This is a genomic window from Lactobacillus paragasseri (genome assembly GCF_003584685.1).
Taxonomy (GTDB): domain Bacteria; phylum Bacillota; class Bacilli; order Lactobacillales; family Lactobacillaceae; genus Lactobacillus; species Lactobacillus paragasseri.
In genome coordinates, this window is sequence record NZ_AP018549.1 from 623,001 (window position 1) to 637,940 (window position 14,940).

A 14,940-nucleotide genomic window follows, 5' to 3' on the forward strand; every position below is an offset into this window, starting at 1 on the left:
GAAGGACCTTTATGTCAAAAAAGCCCTTAATTATTAGTACAGATCCGGGAATTGATGATGTAGCTGCAATGACGATTAGTCTCTTTGCAGCTGATCTTGATGTTAAGATGATTGTTCCTACTTGGGGAAATGTATCCTTAGAACACACGCTTCAAAATACTCTTGATTTAGAAAATTTTTTACATACTAAGGTACCAGTAGTTAAAGGTGCTAATCAACCACTAGTACGTCCAGCAATTAGTGCTGCTTCAGTTCATGGCGAAACAGGAATTGCAGGTTTTGAATTTGAAAAAGCAAATAATGATTTATTAATGTCAGGTCTTGCTGCTACTAAAATGTATGAAGCAATTAAAAGTAGTCCTGAAAAGGTAACTCTTTTAGGAATCGGCCCATTAACTGATTTTGCACTTTTATTTAAGCAGTATCCTGATGTAGTAGAGAATATCGCTAAAGTTTACATTATGGGTGGAAATATTGGTCATGGAAATCATAGTCCATTTGCGGAATATAATATTGCTGGAGATCCAGAAGCTGCTCAAATTGTCTTTCATTCTGGATTACCAGTCTATGTTGCTCCACTTGAAATTGGCGACAAGGCGCATTTGACACAAGATCAAATGGATAAGATTAAGGAATGCGGCGAAGTTGGAAAGATGCTATATTCGATGTTTTCACATATTCATGAGCCAGATGGTGATCTTAGAATTAAGATTTATGATCCAACTGCTGTAGGTATAATGCTTCATCCTGAATTCTTCACCTTGAAGCCTGCGAATGTTGAAATTGAATTAGCTGGACGTTATACTTATGGCGCTAGCGTGATGGACTTTTTAAGCAAAGAACATAACGCACAAATCGCAACCGACGTCGATACAGAGAGGTTTGCAACTTGGTTCGTTCAAAGTATCCAAGCTGCCAATAACGGGAGAAAATAATGACTGATTTAGTCTATCGCTCAGTAATGCGCGATATTAAACAAAAAATACTTAATAATGAATATGAAGATATGCGCTTACCAGATGAGCGGAGTTTAAGCGACTATTACCATGTAAGTCGTTCATCAATGAAGCGAGCTTTGGGATTACTTGCACAGCAAGGAATAGTCTTCAAAAAAAGAGGTAGTGGAACTTTTATTAATCCTCTTTACTTAAAGAATCAAGCTCTCTTTAAATATGAAGGATCAAATTTGGGTATTACTGACTCTTTTAGTGTTCCTGGTAAAAAGCAAAGTATTGAGCTATTAGACTATCAAGTAATTAAAGCTGATGAAGATTTAAGACAAGATCTCTTTTTAAAAGAATCAGACTTTGTTTATCAAATTAAGCGATTACGTTTATTAGATGATCAACCATTTTTGATTGAAACAGGCTTTATTCCAATTAAGATTACGCCAGAATTAAATCCAGATATTTTAAAAGGATCTCTGTTTAATTATTTAGAAGATACGCAAAATAAAACTGTAACGCGGTCATTCTTAACGATTACAGTTGAACCTTCAACATTAGAAGATCAATCTAAGTTAATGCTGGCTCCTAATGAACCAGTTGGCGTGATGGAAGGTATTTTCTTTTTAGATGACGGAACGCCATTTGAAGTTTCAAATATGCGAATTCACTATAAATATATGAAATACAATACTTTTGTTAACTTAAGTCAAGAATAAAAAAATAAGGCATCGTTTTTCTCGGGGGATGAGAGAAACGATGTCTTTTTTGATTGAGGGGATAGTTTAATCAAATTGCAAACTATCATTAATTGGTGCCAGATATACATAGTTTAAGTTAGTATTTTTGCATTGTTCACTGAGAGAATTAATTAAAGCATCTTGTTCCTTAGTGATTGGAATTTGTTTTAGCGCTATTTGAGATTGTAAAAACATAACTAACTTATTACTCCAAGCAGCTGCGTCATCATGATTTTCCGCTTTTGCTATAACCTTTAAAATTGCTTTTTCAAGAGGAAGATATGCGTTAATTTGTACTTTATTAAAACTAGCATATAAGTCCTTTAACGTTATGACAACTTCATTTTGTTTAGTAATAGTATTTTCTAACATGATAATGACCTCGCTTCGTAAATAACTAATTTATTTCTGGGCCCACTTAAATACTAGCATCTGCAATGTATGAAAAGGTGTTTTTACGCCCATATTGCAGCTTTTGTTAAGTGTTTGTCTTGATTTAAATAACGCTATGCTGAATTTTTTCAGTAAATAGTTTTTTAAATACAGATAAATCCTTAAAATAAGTATAGAAATACAGACAAATACATAAAAATGTATGGATTTTTGTTAAGATTGACCTTGTGAGGTGAGAAAAAATGCAGTCACAAATAGAAAGATTAGATCTAATTCGGCAAAAATTAGATAAAAGAAAGACGATTAGCACTCGTGAAATTATGAAATTATGTCACGTTTCTTTTGATACAGCAAGAAGAGACGTGATTAAGTTAACCAGCACTGGTCAAGCAATTAGAATTCACGGCGGATTAATGAAAATTAAACAGGGAACAGTCCCAGATTATAATTCTCGGGCTCATGTTTTATCTCCGATTAAAAATAAAATAGCTAAAATGACAGCTAAGTATTTAACCGCTGATCATTTGATTTACTTAAACGCTTCAACTACGATTTCGCAGCTATGTCATTATTTAACTGGTTTAAATGCTACGATTATGACTAACTCAATTGATAATGCCGGAGCATTAATGATGGATAATTTACCTAATGTGATTTTGTTAGGCGGATACTTAAATAAAGAAAACCACTATACTTCTTCTTTAAATAGTTTAAAAGAAATTGATCAATATGAGTTTGACGTTGCTGTGATTGGAACGTCATCGGTTAATAAGAATGGTGTATTTGTAGTTAATCATCCTGATGCCCAGATTGAAAGAGAAGTAGTTAATCGGACAAAGACAGTTATTCTACTCGCTGAAGAATATAAATTTAAAGAAGATCGTTCTTCACCATATAAGGTGATGGATTGCGACCAGGCAGATATATTGATTACGGATAATAAGTTAGATCCAAAATATAGAAAGTATTTTAAAAAGAATATTAAAGTCCGAGAAGTATTAGAGGAAGAAAAGGCATGATAAAACAAATTTTTAGTGATATGGATGGCACGATTTTAAACGGCTCGGGTGAAATTAATACAAAAACAGTTGATTTCTTAAAAGACTATCCTATCCCGCTGACTCTGGTTTCCGCACGAGCACCAATGGAAATGGAATTTGCAATTGATGAACTAGGTTTGACTGGACCGCAAATCGCTTTTAATAGCGGTTTGATATTTGAAAAAAACGCTCATGGAATAACTAAGTTATTATCTCATCCCATTCCACATGATTTGGCTATAAATATTATTGATTTTATTAAAAAGAAATTTCCTAAAGCTACTATCAGTTGGTATACGGCAAACAGCTGGAATGTATTTGAATTTAATGAAGATGTTGACTATCAAGTCAGGCTAACGAAGAGAAAATATCATCTGCAAACTGAAATCGGCAAAGAGGATATTTATAAAATTATGATTCTAGATGTTAAGGAAAAAATTACGTGTCCTTTAACAGCTGCCTTGAGAAAAAATTTTTCAAATTTGGTTAATACTAAAACAACAGGTCCTAAATACTGCGAAATTACTAGTTGTAAGGCAATTAAAAGTTCAGGAATTAGATACATTCAAAAGATGAGAAACTTACAAAAAGAAGAATTAATAGCCTTTGGAGATGGCGAAAATGATTTAGAAATGCTGAAAGAGGTTGGTGTTAGTGTAGCCATGGGAAATGCAGTCAATGAAGTAAAGAAAATAGCAACTATGGTCACCGATTCTAATGAAGAAGATGGCCTTGTAACCGAACTTTCTAAAATTGGACCGTCCCAATAATTTTAAAAGTTGAATTTTAATGCTTGATGAATTATGATTAATACTGTAATAAGCAATGAAAACTATTTCAAGGAGATACTTGCTATGGTAGTAAATTATGATTCTGAAGAATATTTAAAGAGCGTCGATGCATATTGGCGTGCAGCCAACTACTTATCAGTTGGTCAACTATTTTTAATGAATAATCCACTATTAAAAGGCGAATTAAAAGCTGAAGATGTAAAGCCCAAGCCAATTGGTCACTGGGGGACAATCGTTCCACAAAACTTTATTTATGCTCATTTAAATCGTGCAATTAAAAAGTATGATTTAAACATGTTCTATATTGAAGGTTCTGGTCATGGTGGTCAGGTAATGGTATCTAATTCATACTTAGATGGTTCTTATACTGAACGTTATCCAGAAATTACCCAAGATGAAAAGGGAATGGCTAAATTATTTAAGCAATTTAGTTTTCCAGGTGGTGTTGCTTCTCATGCTGCACCAGAAACACCTGGATCGATCCATGAGGGTGGCGAATTGGGCTATTCACTTTCTCACGGTGTAGGTGCAATTTTAGATAATCCGGATGTAATTGCAGCGGTTGAAATTGGTGACGGTGAATCAGAAACTGGACCACTTGCTACTTCTTGGTTTTCAAGCAAGTTTATTAACCCAATTAAAGATGGTGCTGTGATTCCTATCTTACAAATTAATGGTTTTAAGATTTCTAACCCAACTATCGTTTCAAGAATGAGTGATGAAGACCTAACTAAGTACTTTGAAGGAATGGGCTGGAAGCCATATTTTGTTTCTGCATATAAAGATGGCGAATTTAATGGTTACAAGGACCACATGGAAGTTCACCACGAGATGGCTAAGACAATGGATGAAGTTGTTGAAGAAATTAAGGCTATTCAAAAGCATGCCCGTGAAAATAACGATGATTCATTAGTTAAATGGCCAATGATTGTCTTTAGAGTGCCTAAGGGATGGACTGGTCCTAAATTTGACTTAGATGGTAATCCAATTGAAAATAGCTTCCGTGCTCACCAAATTCCGATTCCAGTTTCTCAAGGTGATATGAGTCATAAGGAAATGCTTACTGACTGGATGGAAAGCTATAAACCAGAAGAGCTATTTGATGAAGATGGGTCACCTAAGGAAATTGTTAAAGAAAACACCTTATTTGGCGACCAAAGAATGGCGATGAATCCAGTAACTAATGGCGGAATTAATCCTAAAGTGTTAAATATGCCAGATTACCGTGATTTTGCAGTGAAATTTGATAAACCTGGTTCTGTTGAAAAGCAAGACATGGCTGAATGGGCAAAATACTTAGACATGATGGCTGCCTTAAATCCAACTAATTTCCGTGGTTTTGGTCCAGATGAAACTAAATCTAACCGTTTATTCCAACTTTTAGATAATCAAAAACGTCAATGGATGGAAAATATTCATACTCCAAATGATGAAAACTTGGCTCGCGAAGGTCGCGTGATTGATTCGCAATTATCTGAACACCAAGATGAAGGATGGCTTGAAGGTTACGTTTTGACAGGCAGACATGGTTTCTTTGCTACATATGAAGCATTTGGCCGTGTAGTTGATTCAATGCTTACCCAACACATGAAGTGGTTAAGAAAGGCTAAAGAACAAACTTGGCGTCATGATTATCCAGCTTTGAACTTAGTTGATACTTCAACTGTTTTCCAACAAGATCATAACGGTTATACTCACCAAGATCCTGGTATGTTAACCCACCTTTATGAAAAGAACCGTCCAGATTTAATTCATGAATACTTACCAGCAGATACTAACTCACTTCTTGCTGTATCTGATAAGGCATTTAGAGATCGTGAATGCATTAACGTTTTAGTAACTTCCAAGCAACCTCGTCCGCAATGGTTCTCGATTGAAGAAGCTAAAAAGTTAGTTGATAAAGGTCTTGGCTACATTGACTGGGCATCAACTGATAAGGGTGCTAAGCCAGATGTTGTCTTTGCTTCCACTGGTACTGAACCAACGATTGAGTCGTTAGCTGCGATTGATTTATTGCATAAAAAGTTCCCAGACTTAAAGATTCGTTACATTAATGTTATTGATGTCATGAAATTAATGTCTCCAGAAAAGAATCCGAATGCAATCAGCAATGAAGAATTCGATCGTCTTTTCCCTAAAGACACACCAGTCATCTTTGCATGGCACGGCTTTAAACCAATGATGGAGTCAATTTGGTTTGATCGTGGACGCGGAAAGAATGATGTTCATATTCATGGCTATGAAGAAAATGGTGATATTACTACGCCATTTGATATGCGAGTATTGAACCATATGGATCGCTATGATTTAGCAAAAGATGTTGTCGAAAGTGTTCCTGAACTAAGTGAAAAGAATGCTGACTTTATTGATGAAATGGATAGCTTGCTTGCTAAACACCATCAATATATTCGCGACAATGGTAAAGATATGCCTGAAGTTACAGAATGGCAATGGAATGGCTTAAAATAGAGTTTAATAAATGATTTTTATAGAAAGACCTAATAAATGTTAGGTCTTTTTTTATGGTTAATTAGTTATTAAAATTAGCTCTATCCTAAGTGCAGCATAGCTGTTATAATGAACTTATAGAATGTAAGTGTAATTTTATTAGTAAAATATTGAAGGGATGATTGGATGGAATTTAAAGATGTCTTAGCACGTGAACATGCAACAAGAAAATTCACGGATCAAAGAGTAAGTGAAAAAACTGTACGTAAGGTTATCGAAGAAGCACAAAGAACACCATCTTTACTTAATTCGCAGCCTTGGCGCATTTATGTTGCTGAAGGTGAAGTAGCAAAAGCAATTAGAAAAGAACACGAAGAAAAGACTTTGGCTAATGAAGAACCTCACGAAGAATTTGATTCATTATTAAAAGTTGAATGGGATACGTTTCCAAGTAAGAACATGGCAACAATGAGTGAAACTTTAGATTATTTCTTACGAGGAGAAACAGATGATTTTGATCAAGCTCAACTAAAATTATTCAATGCTCCTGTAATTGTTTTTCTTACTATTCCTAAACAATCTCCAGCTTGGTCAATCTTTGACTTAGGTGGCTTTTCACAGACTTTAATGCTGGCTGCAAATAATCGTGGCTTAAGTACAATGCCAGCACATGCTTTTGTTAAGTATCCAGAAGTAATTAGAAAATATTTGAATATTCCAGAAGATGAAACAATTGGAATTGGGATTGGCTTAGGATATCCTAATAAAAAGGCAACGATTAATGATTATAAGTCTAAGCGTGTACCACTGGATGAAATTTTAAAAATTAAGAAAAATCTTTAACCATGATTTCCTGAAGAATTGAATATAGGTATTCTAGTTCCTCAGGATTTTTTATGTCCAATTATTTAAAATAAAATTAAAATATGGCATAATTATAAAAAATGGTAAAAGGGATGAAAATAATGACTTTATTAGTTTCTCCGCAGCAGTGGGCTAATTGGGATCAATGGTATAACTACACTTTGCCTGGCTATGTTTTAATTTTAGGAACTATCTTTTTATTTGTGGGCTTAATCCCATTTTTATGTGTAAAAAATAAATTAACGGCGATTTTATTTGGACTAACGACTACAACTCTATGCGTTTTTTTAGGCCTATCGTATTTTAAAAATAAGGAATCAACAGAATATAGGAAGGAAAATCATTACTTAACTGCAATGGTAAGAGTATATGATGCTCAAATTTTTGCCAAAAAGTATTATGATCCAAATGAAATTGAAGCATTTAAATATGTGGCAGATATTAATACACCTTCTCATTTGCCTTCGATTTATCAAAAAATTCCTGTTAAACAAGAAGTTACTTATCTTGGTAAAAATGATTATTATGCCTTTGTTAAACTAGATAATACAGTGATGAAATTTAGTTTAGCAGATTGTAAGAAGATTCCTGGTAATAAAGCCTATTTTACTGGTTATCATTTTAAGATACGAAATAAGAAATTCTTGAAATTAGGTTTTATTGATTTAAAACATGATTTACGCGATAAGATTGAGTTACCAGCAGATTCTTATAATAAGCAAGTATCAGAGAATATTGAAGAAAATTACAATCATCCAGGATTAGTTGCAAACTGGATCCCTGATTCGGAGAAATAATGCTAAAATAGAGATGTAATTATTTAATATATAAAAAAGGTGAAGATCACTTGTCTACAAGTACTATAACTACTAATTTAATTGTAATTTTCATAACGTTTTTAATTGCGATATTCTTTGTTGTTGCCGAATTTGCTTTAGTGCAAACTAGATCTAGTCAGCTAGAAGATATGCTAGCAAACGGTCAAGGTAGCCCTAAGAAATTAAAGCGAGCATTATACATGGTTCATAACTTAAATGAATCATTATCTACTACTCAAGTAGGTACGACCTTGGTCGGTGTTATTTTAGGTTGGATTGGTCAAGGAACGATCGAAGAGTTATTGACTGATGTATTTAAGATGACGCCCTGGTTTGGAGTAAAGACTAGCGGAGTATTAGGAGCAACTTTAGGTGTTGTACTATTAACATACTTAGAAGTTGTTGTAACTGAAATTGTCCCTAAAAATATTGCCATTGATATGCCTGTTAAGTGTTTGATGGCTGTTGTTACTCCTTTGACTGTATTTCATACGGTAGTATACCCATTTGTTTGGCTACTTAACCATAGCGCCAATGGCTTACTTCATTTGTTGGGAATGCAATCAGCTGATGAAGAAAGTGAAGTTTATTCACAATCTGAAATTCTCCGTTTATCGCGTAATGCTGTGACTGGCGGTTCACTTGATAAAGACGATTTGTTATATATGGAGCGTGCCTTTGAATTAAATGATAAGGTTGCTAAAGATATTATGACTGACCGTACTCAGCTTCAAGTTTTGAATGCCACTGATAATGTTAAGACGGCTTTAAAGAAATATATTGAGGATGGTTTCAGCCGTTTTCCAGTTGTTCGTGATAACGATAAAGATGATATTGTGGGGTATGTTTATGCATATGATATTGTAAGTCAAGATCAGGAGAATCCTGATGTTCCCATTACTAGAATTATTAGAGCGATTATTACTGTGCCTGAATCAATGTTGATTCAAGATATTTTGAAGTTAATGATCAAAAAACACACTCCAATTGTTCTAGTAGTAGATGAATATGGTGGTACCAGTGGTATCGTAACGGATAAAGATATTTATGAAGAACTCTTTGGTTCGATCAAAGATGAAATCGATGATGTTTCCGATGAATATATTGTTCGTGACGATCACGGCGACATTCATGTTTCAGGAAAGACTACTTTATACGATTTTGAACGTTACTTCCATACTAAGCTTAAGAGTTTTGAAGACAGCGATATAATTACTATCGGTGGCTATATGATGGAACATTACCCTAACCTAAAGAAGGGTGAATCTGTTGACTTAGAAGGCTTTAAGTTTAAGTTAGTAAATATTGAACAAGGTTTCATGCGTTGGTTCCTTGTTTCTAAGATAGCTAAGGATACTGGCAAAAAAGCAGCAGATAGCGATCAAAATAGTGAAGAAAAAGCCAAATAATCGGCAAAAGCACCTTAAGATGGGTGCTTTTTTTGATAATTAAATGTTATAATTCTACTAATAACAAAGCATTTATAAAAAGATATAGAGGGTTAAGATGCAAAATAGTGATAATATTGACAACATTATTGATCGTGTTTTATTCAGCCAGGATGATATTGAAGAAATTTGCCAAAGACTGGGCAAACAATTGACTGAAGACTACGCTGGAAAATTTCCTTTAGTCATTGGTGTATTAAAGGGTGCAGTTTATTTCATGACGGATTTAACTCGTCACATGAATGTAAAGATGCAAAATGATTTCATGGATGTTTCAAGTTATGGCGACGGTTTTGAGTCAAGCGGCAAAGTTAGACTAGATATTGACGTTCAAGCTGATGTCAAAAATAGAGACGTTTTACTCGTTGAAGATATTGTTGATACTGGTCATACTTTGAAGTTTATGAAGGATTTATTAACTAAGCGCGGTGCCAAGAGCGTAAAATGCTGTGCTTTGCTTAATAAAACTGAACGTCGTGAAGATGATGTAGTTGTAGATTACTTTGGATCAAAAGTTGAAAATGAATTTGTTGTTGGCTATGGTCTAGATTACTTAAATGCATATCGTAATTTACCTTATGTCGGTGTTTTAAAACCAGAAGTTATTCAGGCAAACTTAAATCGTTAATAATTAAAATATTACTTTAAAAGACAATCATAAAAGGGTTGAAAGCTACTCGTTAGAGATAGTTTCAACCCTTTATTTGTAAATTAATTCTGCTGATTGTGCTTCTTCATATAGTAGTAAACTGGTAATCCCAAAGCCGTTAATCCAATTCCAGTTATTGAAAGCCAAAATTCATTAATTACGGTACTAATTACAATAAACAAACCGCCGCCGATTGAAATGATGGGGATAATTGGGTACCAAGGAACAACATATGGACGATCTAGCTTAGGTTCACGATAGCGTAGAACTACCACTGCGATTGAAATTAATGTTGTAAAGGTCCACATGACAAATACCAACATATTAGTTAAGAGATCAAAAGTTCCTAAAAAAATCATTATTAAGGAAACAGTCAAGATAATTAAAGCACTAATTGTCGGCACACCTGTATTAATGTTAGTACGGCCGATTTTATTTGAAAATGGCAACATTTTATCTTTTGCTAGAGTATATGGAATTCTCATTCCGGTAAGCATGAAGCCATTAATTGCTCCATAAACAGAGATTAAAATTCCAATTGTAATTAATTTGCCGCCCAGACTGCCAAAGAGCTTTAATGAGGCAAGATAAGCTGTATTTTGGTTGCCAATTATTTCTTTAAAGGGAATTGCAGTTAAGAAAGCATAATTTACTAACACATAAATCAGGGTAATTGCGGATAGTCCGATAATAATCGCTCTTGAAAGGTTCTTTTCTGGTTCCTTTACTTCACCAGCTAAATTGGTAACATTAATCCAGCCATCATATGCAAATAAAGCAGCTAATAAACCACCACTTAAACCAGCCCAAAAAGAAACATTATGGCCAGAACTTAAGGGAAGTAAGTTGACACTAATTTTAGCTGGATTAAAAAGACCAAAAATCACAATTAAAGCAATTGGAATTGCCTTCAGAATTGTCATCGCTGACTGCATTCTGGTTGAGAACTTGGTAGAAATAAAATTTAAACTCATTAAAAAAAGAGCGAGCAATAAAGCAATCAGGGTTGCATATTTAGTAGGGAAACCAAATAAGACAGCAAACTGTTGCCCAAATACCACGCTTAAAGCGGCGATATTGGCAGGAAAGTAGACCAGCATTTGTGCCCAGCCAAATAAAAAGCCCCAAACTTTCCCATAAGTATATTCAATATATTTAATTGATCCGCCAGTAACTGGGAGTGCAGCAGCAATTTCAGAAACTGTTAGACCAGAAGCAATAGAAACGATACCGGCTAGAATCCAAACAAAAAGAGTTAAAGATGGTGTACCTGTTTCATGACTAATGCTACCAATTTTAAAGAAGACACCCCCGCCAATTACAGTTCCCACCACGGTTGCCAGAGCTTGTCCAAAGCTAATTTGTCTTTTCAATATGTGCTTTCCTTTCAATTCATTTATAACTTTTAGTATTGATATCATTTTATACTAAATTTTAGTGAAAGTGGTATAGAAAGGAGAAGTTCGTTAAAATAACTAATGGAGGGATGATTGTGCATCGTTATCGACATAAATATACTTTTCCAAGTATTATTATTTTGCTCATTCTAGCCTTTTCTGGACTGGTGTGGGGATATTTCAACATGAAGCAAAATACAACTGTGCCACGTGGTTCAAATATGAGCGTGCTTGGAATTGAATTAGATCAAACTAAAGATTATATTGACCTTCATAAATTAGAAAAGAACGGTATTTCATTTGTTTATTTGCGTTCAACGCAGGGGAAGTCGTATTTTGACGACAATTATTTGCTTTACCGTGATCAACTTCAGGGGACTAATCTTAATTTTGGTACAATTATTGCCTATAGTGATGAAACCAGCAATCAGGATCAGTATCAATATTTTGTAAATAAAGTAGGAACTAATACTGGCAGTTTACCAGTTATGATTGTACCGGCTACAAATCACTTAACGAAATCATATTGGAAAAAAATGGGTGAATTTGCTCAGATGATAAATAATCTTGGCAAGAGAACGATGATAGCAGGTGACTATCATTATCATAATTACTTTCCAGAAGGAACAAGATTTTTATATACGGGAGCAAGTTTAAAAGATAGGCGACATTATGCCTTTTGGTGTTACACTCAAAATGGAAGAGTTAAAAATATTGATAATTTAGATCGAGATGTAACAATGTTTGCTTACATTGGTACCAATACGCAATATGCGCAATTATATAGTCAAGAAAAAACACAATAGAGGAAGTAAAATGTATTCACAAGCAGTTTCACAAGTTCTAGAAAGAGAGCACAAGACTAAACCAACTTTAATTCAAGAGCGGACGTATGATGCAATACGCAATGGTGCAAGTCTGGTTGGACTAGCTAAGACTGGTACGGGAAAGACTTTGGCATATGGATTGCCAGTAATGGAGCGCGTTGCAGACATTGGCGGTCGAGGGATAATTTTAGAGCCAACAACTGAACTAGCAATTCAAACGAGAAATAATCTTTTGCATTATGCCAAAGCTTTAGGACTTAAAACAATTGCACTAGTTGGGGCTGGTAATAGAAAAAGACAATTAGAGCGTTTAAAAAAAGAAAAGCCAGAGATAATTATTGCTACTCCAGGAAGATTTTTTGACTTTCTATCAGAGAATCGAATTAAGTATCAAGATATTAATGCCTTAGTAATTGATGAGGCAGATGATATTCTAGAATTTGCAAAATTAGATTTATTGAGTTCCTTAGGACAAAATTTATCTTCAACAGCTCAAATTTTACTTTTTGGTGCCTCAGAATCTGAAGTTACAAAAAATGCAGAAAATCTTTTTAATCATACTTTTTTATTAGTTGATGTACGCCCAGAGCAAAAGTCTGAAGTTAAACATTATTTCTTGCAAGTTTCAAATGAATATAAAATGCAGTTTCTACAACGCTTAGCAAAGTTAGATAAATTCAAAGGTATCCTGTTCTTTGACAGTAGCGAAACTGAAATGAGATTTGCGCGAATTTTTAATCACAGCAAGACTAAATTTGCTGTTTTAAGTAATGAAACGAGCAAGCAAAACCGTGAAAAGTTGCTTAGTGATTTCAGAGCAGGTCGAATTAAGTTTTTATTTGCGACTGATTTAGCTGCGCGTGGCTTAGATTTACCTGATGTTAGTTATGTCATTAATTTTGAAATACCAAGTGAAGTTAATACATACTTGCATCGTAGTGGTAGAACTGGACGGATGAATAAGTCAGGAACAGTCGTTACTCTTGGGGACGATCATGATTTTAGAAACCTAAAGAAATTGCTGGCTGGTACGTATCAAATTGAAAGAGCATATTTTGCTGGCTATAGTTTAACCACTGAAAAACCTAAGCTTAAAAAGGAAGAGAATGCAGAAAAGAAAGAGAATAAAAAGGTGGAAAAAAATAAGCCAAAGCATAAAAAGAAACGTTGGCGTAATAAGAAAAATAAAGGATATCATCCTCGAAAGAGCAGAGGAGAGAAATAATGTCATCTTTAGTTAAATGGCTTGAAACTTACGTTTTACCTCCTGCATCTCGCTTAGCTCAAGTCCGCTGGCTAGTTGCAATGCGGGATACTTTTATTTCTTTACTACCAATTACAATGGCTGGTTCAATTGCAATGCTATTTAATAGCATCATTAGAGCCGCTAAAGTGCAAATGCATTGGGATACCTTTTATTCTTTAATGCAGCCGATTGTCGCAATTGATAATATTATTTGGGAAGGTACATTTGCACTTTTTGCAGTTTATTTTGCGATTTCTTGGGGCTATCACTTAGCTAAGACCTATGAAGTAAATCGTTTTGCTGGTTCAGTTGCTTCCTTAGTTGCTTTTGCAATGAGTATTAGCGATTCAGTGAAATTACGTATTGATGGAGATGTGGTTGATATTAAAAATGCTTTTGATATTAAGCAGTTTTCAACAATGGGATTATTTACAGCTATTATTTTTGGCTGTATTGGGACTGCCTTGTTTATTGTATTTTATAAGGCAAGAATTCGGCTTAAAGTTGATACCAGTATGCCCCATGCGGAATGGGTAGCATTTAGTACTTTAATTCCAATTCTACTTTCAGTATTTATTGTTGGCTTTGTTAATTACGCCTTTCAACGGCTTACTGGAACTTATTTTGGTAATTGGCTTCTTGCTACTATTCAGCGTCCCTTGGTTAATTTGGGGCAGGGTTTTGGAGTCGTCTTATTGGTTACCTTTCTAGTTCAAATCTTTTGGTTCTTTGGGATTAACGGCATTAGCGTTTTAACTCCAGTAATGGACTCTTTGTGGTTAACTCCAGAAAATATTAACGTTACAGCTGTTCGAAATAGTGAGCATGTACCATATATTTGGGTTCGTGATTCATTTAATGTATTTGCTTGGTTTGGTGGAGCAGGAGGTACATTAGTATTAATTATTGCGATCTTAATGTTTTCTAAACGTAAAGATTATCGAACAATAGCGAAGATGGCTGTAGCACCTGGGGTATTTAATATTAATGAGCCTATTATTTTTGGCTTACCTGTAGTTTTTAATCCAGTTTATTTAATTCCATTTGTTGTTGCTCCGCTTGTAAATGTATCACTAGCATATTGGGCTACAACGGCCGGCCTAGTTAATCCGGTTCAAATTTTTGTTCCAACAGTAATGCCGCCACTTATTGGACCATTTCTAGCATGTAATTATGACTGGCGTGCTATTGTTTTAGCGCTTATTAATATGGTAATTGCACTTCTTATCTGGATGCCGTTTGTTTTTGCAGCTGACAAGATTGCTAAACAAGATAATAATCAACGCAATTTCTATTTACCACAGTATTAAATTTTTAATAGTTAAAAGTCAGTTT

14 protein-coding genes are annotated in these 14,940 nt (G+C 34.5%); 12 read left to right on the forward strand and 2 right to left on the reverse strand.

From position 1 onward, the window contains the following. Nucleotides 1–11: 11 nt before the first annotated feature. Nucleotides 12–935 carry a nucleoside hydrolase gene (locus LpgJCM5343_RS02950; RefSeq protein ID WP_101890497.1) on the forward strand — a complete coding sequence of 308 codons (924 nt, stop codon included), beginning with the start codon at nt 12–14 and terminating at the stop codon, nt 933–935. Beyond that, on the forward strand, nt 935–1,663 hold the full coding sequence (locus LpgJCM5343_RS02955; protein WP_003647599.1) for a GntR family transcriptional regulator: 729 nt from the start codon (nt 935–937) through the stop codon (nt 1,661–1,663). The genes LpgJCM5343_RS02950 and LpgJCM5343_RS02955 overlap by 1 nt, the downstream gene beginning before the upstream one ends. Nucleotides 1,664–1,729: 66 nt before the next feature. On the opposite strand, the gene LpgJCM5343_RS02960 is transcribed toward LpgJCM5343_RS02955, so the two are convergent. Beyond that, nucleotides 1,730–2,056 (reverse strand): bacteriocin immunity protein, encoded by a 327-nt coding sequence (locus LpgJCM5343_RS02960; RefSeq protein ID WP_020806810.1) that lies wholly within the window; start codon nt 2,054–2,056, stop codon nt 1,730–1,732. Nucleotides 2,057–2,319: 263 nt separating this feature from the next. Here LpgJCM5343_RS02960 and LpgJCM5343_RS02965 point away from each other — a divergent pair, with 263 nt between their 5' ends. The 7 genes from LpgJCM5343_RS02965 to hpt all read left to right on the forward strand — a co-directional run bounded on the left by LpgJCM5343_RS02965 (nt 2,320) and on the right by hpt (nt 10,114). Beyond that, entirely contained in the window at nt 2,320–3,096 is a 777-nt protein-coding gene (locus LpgJCM5343_RS02965; protein WP_101890498.1) for a DeoR/GlpR family DNA-binding transcription regulator, read from the forward strand. Further along, nucleotides 3,093–3,887 carry an HAD family hydrolase gene (locus tag LpgJCM5343_RS02970; protein WP_101890499.1) on the forward strand — a complete coding sequence of 265 codons (795 nt, stop codon included), beginning with the start codon at nt 3,093–3,095 and terminating at the stop codon, nt 3,885–3,887. Before LpgJCM5343_RS02965 ends, LpgJCM5343_RS02970 begins: the two co-directional genes overlap by 4 nt. An 84-nt stretch (nt 3,888–3,971) precedes the next feature. Further along, a complete protein-coding gene (locus LpgJCM5343_RS02975) occupies nt 3,972–6,377 on the forward strand; it encodes a phosphoketolase family protein (RefSeq protein WP_101890500.1) in 2,406 nt (801 codons plus the stop codon). A 165-nt stretch (nt 6,378–6,542) separates the two neighbouring features. After that, nucleotides 6,543–7,199 carry a nitroreductase gene (locus LpgJCM5343_RS02980; protein ID WP_003649188.1) on the forward strand — a complete coding sequence of 219 codons (657 nt, stop codon included), beginning with the start codon at nt 6,543–6,545 and terminating at the stop codon, nt 7,197–7,199. Between the two features lie 113 nt (nt 7,200–7,312). Beyond that, a complete protein-coding gene (locus LpgJCM5343_RS02985) occupies nt 7,313–8,017 on the forward strand; it encodes a hypothetical protein (protein ID WP_101890501.1) in 705 nt (234 codons plus the stop codon). A 50-nt stretch (nt 8,018–8,067) separates the two neighbouring features. Then, nucleotides 8,068–9,447 (forward strand): hemolysin family protein, encoded by a 1,380-nt coding sequence (locus tag LpgJCM5343_RS02990; RefSeq protein WP_101890502.1) that lies wholly within the window; start codon nt 8,068–8,070, stop codon nt 9,445–9,447. 97 nt (nt 9,448–9,544) lie between these two features. Next, the gene (hpt, locus tag LpgJCM5343_RS02995) at nt 9,545–10,114 is read left to right on the forward strand and encodes a hypoxanthine phosphoribosyltransferase (RefSeq protein WP_077959124.1); all 570 of its coding nucleotides are present in this window, start codon (nt 9,545–9,547) and stop codon (nt 10,112–10,114) included. Nucleotides 10,115–10,197: 83 nt separating this feature from the next. On the opposite strand, the gene LpgJCM5343_RS03000 is transcribed toward hpt, so the two are convergent. Beyond that, complete coding sequence (locus LpgJCM5343_RS03000; protein WP_020806805.1) at nt 10,198–11,508, reverse strand: APC family permease; 1,311 nt, start codon at nt 11,506–11,508, stop codon at nt 10,198–10,200. Nucleotides 11,509–11,621: 113 nt separating this feature from the next. Between LpgJCM5343_RS03000 and LpgJCM5343_RS03005 the strand changes: the two genes are divergently transcribed. Genes LpgJCM5343_RS03005 through LpgJCM5343_RS03015 form a run of 3 tightly spaced genes read left to right on the forward strand, consistent with a single transcriptional unit; the run spans nt 11,622 to nt 14,915 of the window. Further along, nucleotides 11,622–12,338 (forward strand): GH25 family lysozyme, encoded by a 717-nt coding sequence (locus LpgJCM5343_RS03005; RefSeq protein ID WP_020806804.1) that lies wholly within the window; start codon nt 11,622–11,624, stop codon nt 12,336–12,338. A gap of 10 nt (nt 12,339–12,348) precedes the next feature. After that, nucleotides 12,349–13,584 carry a DEAD/DEAH box helicase gene (locus LpgJCM5343_RS03010; RefSeq protein WP_101890503.1) on the forward strand — a complete coding sequence of 412 codons (1,236 nt, stop codon included), beginning with the start codon at nt 12,349–12,351 and terminating at the stop codon, nt 13,582–13,584. After that, complete coding sequence (locus tag LpgJCM5343_RS03015; RefSeq protein WP_039157085.1) at nt 13,584–14,915, forward strand: PTS sugar transporter subunit IIC; 1,332 nt, start codon at nt 13,584–13,586, stop codon at nt 14,913–14,915. The genes LpgJCM5343_RS03010 and LpgJCM5343_RS03015 overlap by 1 nt, the downstream gene beginning before the upstream one ends. Nucleotides 14,916–14,940 lie beyond the last annotated feature (25 nt).